This is a genomic window from Amycolatopsis roodepoortensis (assembly GCF_024628825.1).
Classification (GTDB): domain Bacteria; phylum Actinomycetota; class Actinomycetes; order Mycobacteriales; family Pseudonocardiaceae; genus Amycolatopsis; species Amycolatopsis roodepoortensis.
The window spans coordinates 191,176-208,346 of sequence record NZ_CP102415.1; the positions used below are offsets into that span (position 1 = coordinate 191,176).

General features: G+C 67.5%; 9 protein-coding genes. 6 read left to right on the forward strand and 3 right to left on the reverse strand.

The window, feature by feature from the left end:
- The first annotated feature begins 1 nt into the window (after position 1).
- Positions 2–997, forward strand: a complete 996-nt coding sequence (locus NQK81_RS00880; protein WP_257486571.1) for an amidohydrolase family protein — start codon at positions 2–4, stop codon at positions 995–997.
- Positions 998–1,002: 5 nt separating this feature from the next.
- Here NQK81_RS00880 and NQK81_RS00885 read toward each other — a convergent pair whose 3' ends face one another.
- Positions 1,003–1,926, reverse strand: a complete 924-nt coding sequence (locus NQK81_RS00885) for a LysR substrate-binding domain-containing protein (protein ID WP_257486572.1) — start codon at positions 1,924–1,926, stop codon at positions 1,003–1,005.
- A 26-nt stretch (positions 1,927–1,952) separates the two neighbouring features.
- Here NQK81_RS00885 and NQK81_RS00890 point away from each other — a divergent pair, with 26 nt between their 5' ends.
- The 5 genes from NQK81_RS00890 (at position 1,953) to NQK81_RS00910 (ending at position 15,660) form a co-directional block, all read left to right on the forward strand.
- On the forward strand, positions 1,953–3,128 hold the full coding sequence (locus NQK81_RS00890) for a carboxylesterase family protein (RefSeq protein WP_257486573.1): 1,176 nt from the start codon (positions 1,953–1,955) through the stop codon (positions 3,126–3,128).
- A gap of 281 nt (positions 3,129–3,409) precedes the next feature.
- Positions 3,410–5,125: a cation:proton antiporter gene (locus NQK81_RS00895; RefSeq protein WP_257486574.1), complete on the forward strand. Its 1,716-nt coding sequence runs from the start codon at positions 3,410–3,412 to the stop codon at positions 5,123–5,125.
- A gap of 400 nt (positions 5,126–5,525) precedes the next feature.
- A complete protein-coding gene (locus NQK81_RS00900; protein WP_257486575.1) occupies positions 5,526–13,838 on the forward strand; it encodes a SpvB/TcaC N-terminal domain-containing protein in 8,313 nt (2,770 codons plus the stop codon).
- 625 nt (positions 13,839–14,463) lie between these two features.
- The gene (locus NQK81_RS00905) at positions 14,464–14,775 is read left to right on the forward strand and encodes an ArsR/SmtB family transcription factor (RefSeq protein ID WP_257486576.1); all 312 of its coding nucleotides are present in this window, start codon (positions 14,464–14,466) and stop codon (positions 14,773–14,775) included.
- 3 nt (positions 14,776–14,778) lie between these two features.
- On the forward strand, positions 14,779–15,660 hold the full coding sequence (locus NQK81_RS00910; protein WP_257486577.1) for an SRPBCC domain-containing protein: 882 nt from the start codon (positions 14,779–14,781) through the stop codon (positions 15,658–15,660).
- A gap of 117 nt (positions 15,661–15,777) precedes the next feature.
- Here the strand turns inward: NQK81_RS00910 and NQK81_RS00915 are convergent, their stop codons facing one another.
- Positions 15,778–16,593, reverse strand: a complete 816-nt coding sequence (locus NQK81_RS00915) for a hypothetical protein (protein ID WP_257486578.1) — start codon at positions 16,591–16,593, stop codon at positions 15,778–15,780.
- Positions 16,590–17,000, reverse strand: a complete 411-nt coding sequence (locus NQK81_RS00920) for a hypothetical protein (RefSeq protein ID WP_126733021.1) — start codon at positions 16,998–17,000, stop codon at positions 16,590–16,592. Before NQK81_RS00920 ends, NQK81_RS00915 begins: the two co-directional genes overlap by 4 nt.
- Positions 17,001–17,171: the final 171 nt, after the last annotated feature.

A 17,171-nucleotide genomic window follows, 5' to 3' on the forward strand; every position in this document is an offset into this window, starting at 1 on the left:
GATGACCGGCCTGATCGACATCCACACGCATTACGTGCCGAACGGCTGGCCGGATCTGCGCGCGGACGCCGGGCCGGACGCGCCGTGGTTGCGCGCGGAGACCGAGTCCCAGGCGATGATCATGATGGGGGAGAAGGAGTTCCGCCGGATCGGCGCGGACTGCTGGAACGCGGAGACCCGGCTCCTGGACATGGACGCCGACGGCGTGCGCACCCAGGTGGTCTCCCCGACGCCCGCCTTCTTCAACTACGGCCGGACCGCCGAGCAGGCGGGCCGGATCGCCCGGATCTTCAACGACCTGGCGCTGGAGATCGTCGCGCCGGCGCCGGACCGGCTGATCCCGTTCTGCCAGGTTCCGTTGCAGGACACCGACGCGGCGTGCCGCGAACTGGAACGCTGCCTGGCCGCGGGGCATCGCGGGGTGGAGATCGGCAACCACGTCGGCGACCAGGATCTCGACAGCGCCGGGGTGGAGACCTTCCTGCAGCACTGCGCGTCGCTCGGCGTTCCGGTGTTCGTGCATCCGTGGGACATGGCCGATTCGCCCCGGCTGGACCGGTGGATGGCACGGTGGCTGACCGCGATGCCCGCCGAGACGCATCTGTCGATCCTGGCGCTGGTGCTCGGCGGGGTCTTCGACCGGATCGACCCGAGTCTCAAGATCTGCTTCGCCCACGGCGGCGGGTCGTTCGCCTTCTGGCTCGGCCGGATGGAGAACGCCTGGCATCGGCGGAACGACGTGATCGGCACTTCGGAGTTCCCGCCGTCGCACTACCTCGAGCGGTTCCACGTCGACTCGGTGGTCTTCGACGAGCGGGCGCTGCGGCTGCTCGTGGACACGCTCGGCGCCGAGCGGGTGATGGTCGGCAGCGACTATCCGTACCCGCTCGGCGAACGCCCGGTCGGCGAGGTGGTGCGCAAGAGCGCCTTCCTGAGCGAGACCGAGCGGCGGCTGATCACCAGCGGGAACGCCGAACGTTTCCTGTCACTGTCGTGACCGTCCTAATGCGACATCCCGGTGGCGACATCGGTCAGGCTGCGGATCAGCGCGTCCACCGACGGGCTGAGCGTGCGCTGGGCGGGCAGGGTGAGCCCGACGCTGTGCCCGATGGGTTCCAGCGCCAGCGAGACCCTGGTGATCCTCGGATCGTCCTTGGTGATCAGGCTCGGCAGCGCGGCGATCACGTCGGTCTCCAGCAACAACTGCCGCACGGTCAGGAAAGAGGTGGTCTCCACCCGGTTCGCGGGCAGCGGGAAGCCGTTGCGGGTGAACAACTGCTCCAGTTCGCGGCGCAGCGCGGTCTCCGCGCCGGGCAGGATCCACGGATACTCCGCGAGATCAACCAGCTCGACGCCGGTCGCGCCCGCCATCGGATGCGCGTTGCGCACCACCAGGTCCACCGACTCGTCGTACAGCTTGCGCCGCTCGATCCGCTCGTCCGAAGGCGCTGTCAGCCTGCCGATGATCAGGTCCACCCGGCCCGCTTCCAGCTCGACCAGCAGGGCTTCGGGAGAACCCTCCCGGACCACGATGGTCAAGTACGGCCGCTCGGTCTTGATCGCCGCGATCGCGCGCGGCAGCAGCATGTTCGACCCCGCGAGGTGGGTGCCGACCACCACCGTGCCGCGCTCGGCGTCGGCCAGCTCGGCGACGTGCCGCCCGGCCTGTTCGAGCTGGGCGAGCACCGCGCGGGCGTGTCCGGTGAACGCCTCGCCGAACACGGTCGGGGTGATGCCGCGCGGGCCGCGTTCGAACAACCGCACGTCGAGGATCTCTTCGAGTTCGTGCAGACTTCGGGTCGCCACCGGCTGCGTCACGTGCAACTCGGCAGCGGCCCCGACCACGGTGCCCTGCCTGGCCAGCGCGTCGAGCAGGACGAGGTGGCGGAACTTCAGTCGGCCGTCCAGCAGGCGAGGCAAGATCACCCGCCGATCCTACCCGCGAGGTGCGTATGACCACGATTGTCCGAACCGGACCGATCCGCTATGCCACAGCGGCACGGTTCGCCCTGCCGGTCGGCGTTTCGGAGCAGACGCCGTCCAGCGGGGAGATCAGCCCGCAACCACCGTCCCGGCTGGACCGCGTGATGGGGCCGCCGCGCGATCGCCTCCCGCAGGGCGAGGACTGTCTCAACCTGACGGTCACCACTCCGGGCTTGGATGACGGACGCAGGCCGGTGCTGGTGTGGCTGCACGGCGGTGGCTTCTCCAGCGGTGGCGGGTTGCTCGACTGGTACGACGGCGGCGCGCTGGCGGCCGAAGGCGATCTGGTGGTGGTCGGCGTCAACTACCGGCTCGGCGCGCTCGGTTACCTGTATCTGGACGGCGTCAGCCCCGGCAACCTCGGGCTGGCCGACCAGCTGGAGGCGCTGCGCTGGGTGCGGGCCAACATCGCGGCCTACGGCGGCGACCCGGACAACGTGACGGTCGCCGGGCAGTCGGCGGGCGGCATTTCCATCCGGCTCCTGATGGACCTGCCCGAGGCTCGCGGCCTGTTCCGCCGGGCGATCCTGCAGAGCGCGCCGCTCGGCCTCGCCACCCGGCGGCCCGAGCACGCGGCGAAACTCGGCCAGGTGTTCGCCGACGCGCTCGGCAGCGACCCGCACACCGCCGGGATCACGGAAATCCTTGCCGCGCACAAGGAGACCGCGCTGACCAACCTGCGGCTCACCGGCGATCCGATGGAACCCGCGTTCGTTCCCGTGGACACGCTGGACAAGGCGTCCTTCGTGGACAATGTGCGCGACCTCGACGTGCTGTACGGCTGGAACGCCAACGACATGACCGCGTTCCCCGGCGCCGCGGGCACCGACGAGATCTACGTCGAACCGCTGGCCGCTTTCGGCGACCGCCTGCGCTCGGCCGGAGCCGGCGTCTGGTCGTACCGGCTCGACTGGAGGCCCGAAGGGTCGGAGTTCGGCGCCACCCACTGTGTCGAGCTGCCGCTGCTGCTGGGCACCCAGCGTGCTTGGCAGGACAGTCCGATGCTGGGCAAGGTCCCGTGGCCCGAGGTCGACGCCTTCGGCGCCGCCCTCCGCTCCGTCTGGGCGACCTTCGCCCGCGCCGGCACCCTCGACCCCACTCCGGTCGCGGGCCACCCCATCAGGTTCAATCCCGAACTCGCGTGATTGAAGCCGTATCTCGCGTGATTGAGTCGGCGTACCGCGCCGCGTCGGCCGGATGGTTCCGCAGGATCCGCTGGTTCCGTGTCGGCCGGCTGTCCTTCGTGACGACGTGCAGGATGTGGGTGCGGAGCCCGCCGCGCGCACGGACGTACAGCAGCCGGTCGGTCACCGGTTTGGCGGCCAGACCGGGGACCGCCGTACCCCGACCTTAATGCTCCGACTTGCGGCGTCGTGTCACCAATGGACACGTTCGGAGTGCCGCGAACGCGAGAGGACACGTGCCGGTGAACTTGACTCTCGTCGCCGTGCTCGGCGTCGTCATCATCGTGGTGGTGGCCGCGTTCTCCGAACGGCTGAACCTGGCCGCTCCGCTGAGCCTCGTGGTGGCCGGGATCGGGCTGAGCTTCCTGCCGGGTGTCCCGCATCCGGAGGTCGAACCCGAGCTGATCCTCGCCGGGGTGCTCCCGCCGCTGCTGTATTCGGCGGCGGTGAACATGCCGATGGTCGACTTCCGGCGGAACATCCGGCCGATCACCGGCCTCGCGGTCCTGCTCGTGGTGGGGACGACGCTGGGCGCGGGCTGGCTGTTCCACTGGCTGGTGCCGGGGATCGGGTGGCCTGCCGCGTTCGCGCTCGGCGCGGTCATCAGTCCCACCGACGCCGTAGCGGCGACTTCCGTGGGACGGCGGCTCGGCCTGCCACCCCGGTTGCTGACGGTGCTCGAAGGCGAAGGGCTGGTCAACGACGCCTCGGCGCTCGTGCTTCTGCGGTCCGCGGTCGCCGCGGTGGCCGGCTCGGTGTCTGTCTGGGGCGTCGTGGGCGAGTTCGCCTTCTCGGTCGTCGTGGCGGTCGGGATCGGGATCCTGGTCGGGATCGTCAACGTCCGGGCACGTGCCTTGCTGGGCAACGCCGTGCTCAACACCGCCATCTCGTTCGTGGTCCCGTTCATCGCCTTCCTGCCCGCGGAGGAGGCCGGTGCCTCGGGCGTGCTCGCCGTCGTCGTCGCCGGTCTGGTGACCGGTCATCTCGCCCCGCGGCATCTGCGCGCGACGGACCGCCTCGCCGAGACCGTCAACTGGCGCACCGCGGCTTTCCTGCTGGAGAGCGGGATGTTCCTGCTCATGGGGCTCAGCGTGAAAACCCTCATCGACGAGGCGCACGAGGACGGTTCGAGCGTCTGGCGAGCGCTCGCCATCGGCCTGGCCGCGTCGGCGCTCGTCATCGTCGCGCGCGTCGTCTTCGTCGGGCCGCTGGTCGCCGGCCTGTACCGCGAGCAGCGGAAAGCCGCGCGCTTCAAACCACGGCTGGAAACGACACAGGCGGTGCTGCGGGGCGACGAGTCGAATCCCGCCGTCACCGAGCGACTGGACAAGGCGTCACCGAGACGGGTGGCGCATTTCCGGAAACGACTGGATCGTGCCGCCGCCGACGTCGAGTTCCGGCTCACCGAGACCCTGGGCTGGCGCGGTGGCGTGGTGCTCGGCTGGGCGGGGATGCGCGGTGCCATCACCCTCGCGGCGGCGCAGACCCTTCCGCAGGACACCCCGGATCGCGCCCTGCTGGTCCTGATCGCCTACGTGGTGGCGACCACGACGCTGCTGGTGCAGGGAATGACGCTCCCGGCGGTCATCCGCGCGGCGCGGGTGCCCGCGGAGGATCCGGACCGGACGCGCCAGGAGTACGTCCGGCTCATGACCGAGCTCGCCGACGCGGCGAAGTCCGTTTTGGACGATCCGGCCGAAGGGCCGTTCAGTGACGCGGTCCTGGACCGGGTGCGCTCGGACGTACGCGTCCCGGGCAAGGCGCCAGTCGGCCGCTCGGCTTCGGACGTCCAGCAATATCTGCGGCTGCGCCTGCGCGTCCTCACCGAGCAGTCCGAGCGTCTTCAACGGGCCCGGTCGAGCGGCGGGTACAGCTCGGAGACGTTGAGCCGGGCGCAAACCGCCCTCGACGTGGAGATGGCGCGCCTCGAGCAGCTGGCGGACAAACCGGCTTCCTGAGCCTGCCTCCTGTCGGACGCCGTGCGCGGTCATCTTCGCGAGCTGTCGCCGATGGCCGTGCCGGTACCGCCGGTCAGCAGGCCCGGCGACACAGATGTCGTGCTGGCAGATGCTCTGGACCCGGACCTCCCGGCCGCCGCTGTTGCAGGTGCCGTAGCTGAGCAGCGGTTCCCCGGCGTTTCATCGAAATTTAATGACCCGCCGATAGCGTCCGTCGAAGATCGAAGTCTCTTTTTGCGGGGATCAGCGCGGCCCCAACGGGAATTCGTCCGAACGCACTAGTTCGTTTCGACCGTTCGATCGTACGTCTTTCGTCCACGCTTCACCGCTCGACCCCCTGCGAGACAGGGATTGCCGGGTCCAAGTAACCGAATTCGCTGATCCAGAGGGGGTCGGGGGCATGTCTGCCTTCGTGTGGGCTCGTCCGGTTCGTCATCGCCACAAGGCCGTGGTGGTGCTGTTGTTCCTGGCTTTGGTGGCGATGATGGTCCCGAGTGCGGGCCCGCCTGCCTCGATGCGTGTGGCGGGGCAGGCGTCAGGTGCGGATGGCGCGGTGGCCGCTCCGGAGCATCCCGAGGGGACGGCGTTCGATCCGAATCAGATCAAGGACATCAAAGCCGCCGATCCGGGGGCCGGGGTAAACCTGATCGCCCCACCGTCGGCGAACAGCTCCGGCGATGCGCGGATGTCCTACCCGCTCGAGGTGCCCAAGGGACGGGCGGGCCTGGAGCCGAAGCTGGCAGTGGCTTACAGCTCCGCAGGCGCGAACGGCTGGCTGGGTGTCGGGTGGGACGTCGCCATGCCGGCGATCACGGTCGACACCCGCTGGGGAGTACCGCGGTTCGACTCGGCTCTGGAGACCGAGACCTATCTCCTGAACGGTGAGCAGCTCACGCCGGTCGCCCATCGGGGCGAGTTGCAGAAGAGGTCGGCGGAGAAGGTATTCCACGCCCGCGTGGAGAGCCGGTTCGACCGGATCGTGCGCCACGGGGACAATCCAGCCGGTTACTGGTGGGAGGTCACTGACAAGGCGGGCACGCGCACGGTGTTCGGCGGGGCCGAGAACACCTCGCTGACCGATGCCGCGGGACACGTGGCGACGTGGGCGGCACGCGAGGTCCGCGACACCAACGACAACGTGATGCGCTACCACTACGCCCGGGTGGAAGACGGCGGCACCGAGAAGTCGACGGTGCCGGGCAGTGCCCTGTATCCGCGGCGGATCACCTACACCGGACATGGCGCGACCGAGGGCAAGTATTCGGTGACGTTCCTGCGCGACCGGGACCGGGGTGAGCCACGCCGCGGCGATGTGCAGATCGACGCTCGCGGCGGGTTCAAGAAGGTGACCGCCGATCTGCTGCGGCGGGTGGAGGTCAAGCTGGACGACCAGCTGATCCGTGCCTACGAACTGAACTACCGGACCGGTGCCTACGCGAAATCCCTCCTCGCCTCGGTGTCGCAATTCGGTGAGGACAACAAGCTGTTCAACACGCACTCGTTCGAGTATTTCGACGAGGTGCGTGACCAGGCAGGCAACTACAGCGGGTTCGCTGACGCCGCCGGCTGGTCGGTCCCGGATGACGACCTGGGCGTGAACATCCGTGAAGGTGAGGCGAGTGCGATCTCGGCGAACACCTCCGTCGGGTTCGGCGCGCACTTGTTCGCCGGCTACAACGTGCAGGGACTGCCGGTCAAGCAGGGTGGCGTCGGACTGAAGGTCGGCTTCAACGCCGGCCAGTCCGATGGCCTCTCGGCGCTGGTGGACGTGAACGGCGACAACCTTCCGGACAAGGTTTTCCGCAAGAACAACGAAGTGCACTACCGCCCCAATCTGAGCACCCCGGGGGGTGAACCGAAGTTCGGTGACACGCCGATCAGGTTGCGCGACCTCCCGGGGATCTCGACCGAGCGGACGCTGTCGGGCACGATCGGTGTCGAGGCATTCGTCCTCGCTATCGCCGCGCAGCTGGACTTCGTTGGAACCACGACCACGTCGGACCGGTTCTTCAGCGACGTCAATGGTGACGGCATCACCGACCTGGTCAACAACGGCGGCGTGTTGTTCGGCTATCTGGACGCCAATGGGCAGCCCGCCTACAGCCCGGATTCCACCCGCACCCCGGCACCGGTCGGCGGCGGGGCGGTGACCGGCGAGATCGTCGGTGACCAGACCGCGCAGTTCAACCAGCAGGTCGACAACTCGCCGCTGCTGGACTCGGTGCGCCGGTGGGTCGCGCCGTTCGACGGCACCGTCCGCGTCGACGGCCGGGTGCAGCTGACCGTGGACCCGTCGCCCGCGCGCGCCGCGTACGCCAAGGCCGACGGTGTGCGGGTCACCATCCAGGCCAAGGACACCGAGCTGTGGGCGCAACGAATCGGTCCGGACGACCACACCGAGTTCACCCCGGCCAATGTGTCGGCGATCGCGGTGAAGAAGGGCGACGCGCTCTACTTCCGCACACAGTCCATTCTGGACGGAAAGTACGACACGGTGGCGTGGGATCCGACGATCACCTACACCGACCTGGCGGCCGGTACGGACGTGAACGGGATGGCGAACACCGTGTTCCGCGCGTCCGCGGACTTCACGCTCGGCGGCCGCTCGTCGCAGGTGATGGTGCCGGTGACCGGCAAGCTTCAGCTGACCGGCGACGTGGTCAAGCACAAAGCGACCTCGGACGACGTGACCGTGGTGATCACGAAGGGCAACGGGGTACACGCGCCGGCGGAGGTGTTCCGCAAGGTCCTGCCTGCCGGGTCGACCGGGACCACCACGATCGACATGAACCTCCCGGTCAGCCAGTTCGAGAAGATGTCCTGGCACATCAAGAGCGACTCACCGATCGACGTTTCCGCAGTGTCGTGGGTGCCGAAAGCGCACTACACGGAGGCGCCGGGGGTGGAGTCGCTTGTCGATGACAAGGGGCAGCCGAGCCTGGTGATCAGCCCGCCGTTCGACGTGGACATGTATCCCGCGGATACCCTCAAGGCGCCGCAGCAGACCTACAAGGTGACCAAGACCGGAAAGCTGCGGGTCCGGCCGGGCGTGAAGCTCAACTTCGGCTTTCCCGGAGCGACCAAGATCGCGTTCACCGTCAAGAAACGCGGCGACCAGCTGCTGGGGAAGCGGGTCGTCGACATCGTCAACGGGCAGTACGGCTCGCCCGGCCAGAACCTGGACGTGATCGTCCAGGTCACCGAGGGCGACGAGCTGTATTTCGACCACTCCACAACGGACCCCTACCTGTTCGGCTTGATCGCCGAACAGTCCGCGAAGGTCACCTACGACCTCTCTTCCCCATGGCCGACGTTCAGCCCGGCGCCGAGCGCGGCACACGGCTCCGTTCAGCAGGGTGCGTTCCCGCAGCCTTACCGCGGCTGGGGTGTGATCGGCTACCAGGCCAACCGCGACCGCGCCACCCAGCCCATCAAGCAGGCCGAACTCGCGATCGACCAGAGCTTCAAGGACGCCCTTCCCCGGGAACCCAAGGAAGCCGACATCCCGGCGTTCGCCGCGAACCCCCGGATCACCATGCCCCGGCTGGCGATCTTCGCACCGAACCCGGCAAAAGGCGGCTGGGCCGCGCAGGACGAGTCGTCCTGGTTCACCTCCACCATGGCGACCAGTTCCCGGCTCGGCGCGGACACCATCGACGTGGTCACCGATGCCGATGTCGCCGGTGACCGCACCGTGATGCGTCGCGGCGTGACCGGTCAGGTGTCCGGCACGCTGTCCGCCGGCCCGTTCGGGGGCACGGTCGTCGGTGGGATCACCGCGGGTTCCGTCGACTACGTCGACCTCAACGGTGACCGCTTTCCCGATGTCGTCGGCGCCAAGGAGATCCAGTTCACCGACATGAACGGCGGGCTCGGCGCTCGACGTGGCACGCTCGGTGGCAACGTCCGCGAGTCCGACACCTTGTCCGGCAACGTGTCCTACTCCGCCGGCAGTGAGGCCGCGACACTGGCCAGTGCGCAGGGCCTGGCCGCTCCGGAGGCAGGCAGCAGCAACAACACCGCCACCTCCGGCCCGGTCCAACCGGCACTCGGGATCGGTGGCAGCCTCGGCGGCGGCGAGTCCGACACCCGCGTCGACCTCGTCGACATCAACGGCGACGGTCTGCCGGACAAGGTCTTCGCCAACGGCGACGCCCAGCTCAACCTCGGCTACAGCTTCGCCGCCAGGGAACCCTGGTCAGCGGGACCGATCAACGACGCCTCCACCCGCAACCTCGGCGTCAACCTCGGTTTCAATGTCGACAACTACGGCTTCGCCGGCGGACTGTCCGCCGAACTGGGCACTTCTTTCACCAACGCGAGCATGCTCGACGTCAACGGCGACGGTCTCACCGACCGCGTCTTCACCGATGGCGCCAATCCGATCAAGGTGGCCGTCAACACCGGCACCGGCTTCAACGCGCCCACTCCGTTCCGCGGCGGCTTCACCGACATCGCCGTCGACAAGAACGCCACCCTCGGTGCGGGTGTCTACTTCACGTTCCCAGTCCCCACCCCGGTCGGCACCTTCGTGTTCAACCCCGGCGTCAACGCCTCCTCGAGCATCAGCCGTGCCGAGATCGGCCTGCGTGACATCAACGGCGACGGCCTGGCCGACCATGTCAAATCCACCCGGGACAACGAGCTGCTGGTCGCGGTGAACAAAACCGGCCGCACGAACCTGCTCCGCACGGTGACGCGGCCGTTGGGAGGGAAGATCGATCTGGACTACACCCGTACCGGTAACACGCAGGCGACGCCAGAGTCCCGCTGGGTGCTGTCCCGCGCCAGCGTGTCCGACGGTCATCGCGGTGACGGAGCCGATACCCAGCTCACCACCTATCGCTACGAACAAGGGAAGTACGACCGACTCGAACGCGAGTTCCACGGCTTCGGCAAGGTCGTCACCGAACAGCGTGACCCTGGCGCTGCCGAGGCGCTCTATCGCTCGACCACTGACGAGTACCGCACCGACGGCCCGTATACCCGCGGATTGCTCGCTCGCACCCTCGGCACCGACGGTGCGGGACGGCCGTTCACCGAAACCGTCAACACCTATCAGCTACGCGACACCGCACCGGGCAGCGTGTTCGCAGCTCTGTCCCGGGTGGACAAACGCTTTTACGAAGGTGCCGAGAACCCTGGCAAGTCCTCCTACACCGAAATGTCGTACGACGACTTCGGCAACTTGATCCGCTCGTTCGACGCCGCCGACGAAGGCGTCGCCGACGACGTGGAGACCACCTACGGCTACACCGCGTCCGACCCGGCCTGCCGGGCGCGCAACCTGGTCGGTACCGCGAATCTGCTCGAACAGCGCGGCGGCGCCGACCTGTCGCGACACAGGGAATCCACAGTGGATTGTGTGACCGGTACGGTACGGCAGGTCCGCGCGTACCTCACCGGCACCACATCGGCCGACACCGACCTGGAGTACTACCCGGACGGGAACCTCAAAGCGGTCACCAAACCGGCAGGCAAGTCCGGTCAGCGGTACCGCCTGGAGTACGGCTACGACACGCTCGTCGGCGTCCACATCGAGTCTATTGTGGACAGCTTCGGGCTGCGGTCGGGCGCGACGCACAACCTCAAGTACGGGCAACCGGACCGCACCACCGACCAGAACGGCCAACAGGTGCTGCGCGCCTACGACAGCGTGGGCCGGTTGGACACCGTCACCGGTCCGTACGAGATCGGGTCGGGCAAGGTCACGATCGACTTCGACTATCACCCCGAAGCCACCGTTCCGTACGCCACCACGCGTCACCTCGACCGTGATGCCACGGGTGTCCGTGAGGACACCATCGACACCGTCACCTTCACCGACGGTCTCAAACGCGTTCTCCAGACCAAGAAGGACGCGTCGGTCGCGAACAATCCCGGTGACACCCCCGACCAGGTCATGACCGTCTCCGGCCGCACCAAGGTCGATTTCGCCGGCCGCGTGGTGGAGCAGTATCACCCCGTGACCGAGCCCAAGGGTGACGGCAGCACCACGTTCAATGCCGCCTTCGACACCGTGGCGCCTACCCGCACCTCGTTCGACGTGCTGGACCGGCCGGTCAAGACGGTCGCGCCGGACGAGGTCACGACCGCCATGGCCTATGGATTCGGACCCGACCGCGCCGGTGTCACCCGGTTTGAAACCATCGCGACGGACGGCAACGGCAAACAGAAGCGCAACTACGCCGACCTGCGCGAGAAGACCACCGCGGTCAAGGAGTTCAACCCGGCCGGTGGACAACCGGTGATCTGGACCAGCTACGGCTACGACGCGCTCGGGCAGATCACCACCGTGGTGGACGACAAGAACAACACCACCCGCTCCGAGTACGACACCCTCGGCCGCCGGACGGTGCTCGACAGCCCCGATGCGGGCCGCACCGAGACGCGCTTCGACCTGGCGGGCAACCCGACGGCGAAGATCACCGCCGGCGGTAAGCAGATCGAGTACGACTACGATCACAGCCGCCTCACCGCGGTTCGCTACCCGACCTTCCCGGCCAACAACGTCACCTACATCTATGGCGCATCTGGCGCGCCGGACAACGGCGCCGGGCGGATCACCGAGATCCGCGATGGGGCCGGGACCCTCACTCGTGGTTATGGCCCGTTGGGCGAGACCACCCGGGAGACCCGCACCATCAAGATCGCCGGGCAGGCTGACCGCGGCTACACCACCGGGTGGCGCTTCGACGCCTTCAACCGTGTGCTGCAGATGACCTATCCGGACGGCGAGCTGCTCCGCTACGACTACGACACCGGCGGCCAGGTCACCCGCGCCACCGGAACCAAGAACGGAACCGACTACGTCTATCTTGGTCGCCTCGACTACGACAAGTTCGGCCAGAAGGTGCTGCAGCAAGCCGGTAACGGAGTACGTACCACCTACACCTACGACCAGGCCGACCGCAGGCTCGCCACTCTGAAGTCGAAGACGCCGGGGGCCACCGAGTTCCAGAACCTCGGCTACACCTACGACAACGTCGGCAACATCACGCAGCTGACCAACAGCACGCCACAGAACCCGACGATCGGTGGTCCGAGCAGCCAGACCTTCGGCTACGACGACCTGTACCAGCTCACCTCCGCCAGCGGCCAGTACACGACCAAGAGCAACCAGCAGGACAAGTACACCCTGGCGTTGAGCTACGACTCCATCCACAACACCACCGGCAAGACCCAGCACCACGAGATCACCGGCACGACCACTCAGGCGGCGGCGCTGAACCGCGGGTCCAGTCCTGTGTCGCCGGTCGGTGGCGGCGGAGGGGGCCCGGCGTCGCTAGGCCCGCTGTCCACCGGGCCGATCGAGGCTGCTGGGAGCTACGACTACAAATACGACTACGGGAGCGGAAAACCCCACGCACCGAGCAAGGTCGGCCCGATCACTCATGCCTACGACACGAGCGGAAACCTCACCGACACGGTGAACACCGCCTCGGACGGCAAACGACGCCAGTACGTTTGGGACGAGGAGAACCGGCTCGCCTGCAACCAGGACACCACCACGGCGACAGTCCCTCAAACTCCGGGAGGCTGCCAGGACGCCACCGTCGCCTACACCTACGACGCGGCCGGCGAACGCGTCATCAAACAGGGCGACGGCCTGTCGCTCTATCCCAACCGTGGCTACAGCGAACGTAACGGGACCGGCTTCAAGCACATCTTCATCGGCGACAGCCGCCTCACCACCAAGACCGTGGCGGCCGGCGACCCCGAAAACACCCAGTCCTACTTCCACACCGACCACCTCGGCTCCTCCGGGTACGTCACCGACAGGCAAGGCAACGTCACCGAACACCTCGAGTACATGCCGTTCGGCGAAACCTGGGTGGAGGAACAGGCAGGCCAGAGCGATACGCCGTACAAGTTCACCGGCAAGGAGCTCGACGAAGAGACCGGCCTCTACTACCACGGTGCTCGCTACTACAACCCGAGAACGCAACTCTGGGCGAGCGCGGACCCAGCGCTGCCTGAGTACCTGGACTCCAACGTCGCGGGTGGCATCACCAACCCCCGCAACCTCGCCACCCACACCTACGTGCACAACAACCCGGTCATCCTGACTGACCCCACCGGGAAGAGTCCTTCCGAGCGCACCCCGGGAGTCGGGCCACTCGACGACACTGAAATGGCCAGAATTAATCACCAGTTCAGGGACGAATTTCCGCTACTCAACGGGCCGCCGAAAACGACATACTACAAAATCCCGGTTACCGTTGCGGAAAAGGCGTTGATCGAGGGGTTGTCCAACGAAAAGAAGGGCAGATATGTTGAGATCTACTTTGAGGCCATAAACACGACAAAGGCACTTTTCGGAGAATCGTATGACTATGGAAACGGTGAAGATGCTACGCAGGACGGAGCCATCGGAAACGCGTTTCAGCATGCGTATTGGAGTGCCCTGCTGACGGTATACTTCGGTGAGGCGGATGCGAAGAAGTTCACCGACGCTCACGAGATGGAGGAGGGCAACGCCGACAATCGGGGGTTGATGGACTTGCACAACAACTGGATAGGCCGGACAATCGGCAAGGGATTCAGTCACGAGCAGTTCGTCAAAATAGCCCCCGGCGGCAGAGGAGTCTATACGGATTACTCGGCTCTCAGCGGCGCGGTCAGGGCCGCGGTCGAAATGGGACGAACGATCATGATGATCGACCCGGAAAATGGAAACAGTCCACTCGTATGGACGGGGACAAAGGCTTAGTCATCGACTTCTGCCAGGTTGGTGCGCCCACCAACGGGGTGCACCAACCTGGTCCTTTGGCTTACTCGGGCATCGGCAGCCGGAGCGTCTGAGGTGCAGCTGCCCGACGGCGCCGGCGTCCTACGTGCCCGTCCCGGTCAGCCCCGCAACCTATGCCGACATCGGCCGACGCCCTCGGCGATACGTTCGCGGCCACCACTGGTCGGTTGTCCGATCCCGCCAGGTCATCCGCGCCACCATTCCCCGTCAAGGCGATCCCGTGGGCGATCGTGATACCTGACGGTGCCTTGACGCCCATGATGCAGCGGGAATCACCGACTGGTTCACGATCGGCGCCATAGATGGCTCCGCGGGCGGCACGGAGGCACCGGCTGACGAAAACACCCACGAAACCGGCGACGGCGCGGGCCTGCTCGTCGAGGTCACCTATCTCCTCTGAGCGTTGATGTACCGGTCTCACACGACGCGACTCGCCGAGCTCGCTGTAGCCGGGTCTCGGTCCGAGGTGGAGTCCGCTCGGGCGGGCCACGGAGGTGGCCGTCCGCCTGAACAACTGAACCGTCGCGTCGAGCCCACGTGACAGGCGTACCGAGCACGCATATGCCACTTCGGCTATATTGCTGTCATGGCATCTACCTTCGCCGTGCTGGCGGATCCGAGTCGCCGGGAGATCCTCGACCTGCTGCGTGAACGCGAACAGCCGGTCGGCGACCTCGTCGACCGGCTGACGCTGACCCAGCCGACCGTGTCGAAGCACCTCAAGGTGCTGCGCGAGGCCGGCCTGGTCGAGGTGCGTACGGACGCCCAGCGCCGCTGGTACCGCGTCAACCCGGGCCCGCTGGCGGAGGTCGAGGCCTGGCTCGCGCCCTACCGCGCGATGTGGGAGAAGAGCCTGGACGCGCTCGAACGCCGGCTCGACGAGATCGAAGGGGACTGACCCGTGGACGCGGAACTGCAGATGATCGAGGGCAAGCCCGTGCTGCGCTTCGAGCGCCGGTTGCGGCACTCACCGGAGAAGGTCTGGCGGGTGGTCACCGAACCGGCCGAAATGAAGCACTGGTTCCCGGCCGAGGTCACGATCGACGGCCGCACCCTGCGCTTCACGTTCCCGGAAGCCGCCCCGGTCGACGCCGACGGCGGCGAGGGCGAACTGCTCGAGTCCGACCCGCCGAAGGTCTTCGCCTTCCGCTGGGCGAACGACGTGCTGCGCTTCGAGATTCTCCCGCAGGCGGACGGCTGCCTGCTGGTGTTCACCGCCGTGGTCTCGTCGAAGCTCTCCGCCGGCCGCGACGTCCCCGGCTGGATCACCTGTCTGGACGCCCTGGTCGCCCACGCCGACGGCACCGAGTTCGAGCCACCCACCGAATGGCTCTCGCGCATCGAGCACTACATCGCGAAGTTCGGCCTCGACGAGGGCACCGACAATTCCGATGGCATCCACTTCGCCCGCGACCTCGTCTGGACCCCGCTCGACAACGTCTGGACCCTCCTCACCGAAGGCACCACCGACACCGTTCCCACCCGCGCCGCCCACCCCGGCATCACCCCGGGCAGGCTCACCCGCTCCGAAGCACCCCACCTGCTGGAGTACGAGTGGCTCCAGGACGGCATTCCACAGGGCGTCGTGCGCTGGGAGTTCCACCACGAACACCTGCAGGGCACCACCGTGACCCTTTTCCAAGAGAACGCACACGGCCCCGAATCCCTCGCCGCCTGGCACGTGCACATGGAACTCTTCTTCGCCGCCACCCAGGGCGACATCCGCTGCCCCTGGCCCGCCGCCCGTGAGAAGGAGCTCGCCAAGCGCTACGCCGGGCAGTGACCACGCGGCCTGCCGAATCAACGCGAGTGGTGAGGCGCCCGCCATGTCTGTCCAATATGGACATTCCGCACGGGCTGTGCGCTCCGTGAACTTTCGGCTGAAACCGTTCGGCGGTGGTCAGTCGCCCTTGGCCAGCCGGTCGTTGATCCGGCGGGCGAGATCGCCGGTGAAGCCCGCGGCCGGCATGGTGTGGCCGAGAGCGGTGACGATCGTGTCGAGATGGGTGTCCACGGTGCCTTCGATCAACGTGGTGAGTGTCGCGGTGGTGGATCGGGCCCGGCTCCACCCCACCGCGATGGTGCCGATTCCGGCCAGCGCCGCGGGAAACCAATGGATCCCTAGGCCGAGGTACAGCACGCCCCAGCCGACGAGCCTGGTCGCCGACCTGAACTGGGATTCGGCCGCCTGCACTGGAGTGCGGACCGTTTCCGGGACCAGTAACCACAAGCGCGGCCACACCAAGCTCAGATCGAGTCCGTGGTACTGCCCGGAGATCCGGGCGTTCAGCAGCCGGAACCGCTCGCCGATCCAGGCCGGATGCCGTGGCCGGTAGGCGGCTACCGGGTCCACCCCCGCCCTGGCCGCCGCTCGATCGAAGAGCCTGCCGCGTACGGCCACCAATCCCCGTGCGAGCCAGGCAGCAGGCCCGCGCCACGGCCTGGTCCAGACCGCCTCGGCCAGACTGCCGACCGCCTGCGCGGCCATGGCCGTCGCTGTGGCACCGGCCAGCACGAAGACCGCCGTCGCCGCGACCGGCACGCGCGGCGCCTCCCGCACGATCCAGCCGATCACCGAGACAAGGTCGAACGCGGAACGGTGGCCCAGTCGGACCGCGCACACCGCCGCGGCGACGAACAGCGCCCCCGGCAGCACGAGGGTCGCGACCCATCGCTCGGCGAGCTTGCCGCTCAGAGAGGATAAGAAGGGGTTCACGGCGTCGCGCCCGTCGGCAGCATCGGCTCGTTGTCGAACAAGGCGCAGACGGGCGGGTGCCCGTTGTCGTCCCGATGGTCGTGGCGCATGCACAACCCGCGCGGGCAGCCGTACTCGCCGCGTCCGGTCCGTGGCAGGCGAGGGCTCCGCGTGCTGGGATATACGGGCATGCGGTCCGGAGTGCCCGCGTTCCTGGTCGGCTCCGCCGACTCGGCATCGAGCAGGTCGAACTGCCGGCACGCGTCCAACGCCGAACCACCCGCGCGCACACGGGAGGCGGTTCGTTCCAACCGGTCGGTCCACCGGCCGGCGATGGCGGCCCGGCGCAGATCCGGCATGGCGGTGCACCACAGAACGAGCGCTTGTCCCTCGTCGAACGCCGCCACTTCGCCCCTCCCTTGTGCCATCCTGAATCGTCTACCGCACCGTAGTGGGTGGCGAGGGGGAGGGGTGGGCATCTCGCTCTTGGAACGCATCCGGCGTTGCCTGGAAACAAACGAATCCGACGAGGTCATCACACCCGAGGCCGTGGCGGACGCCGCTCGCTTGGTCGTGCCCGTCATCGGTAGCAGCTTGCC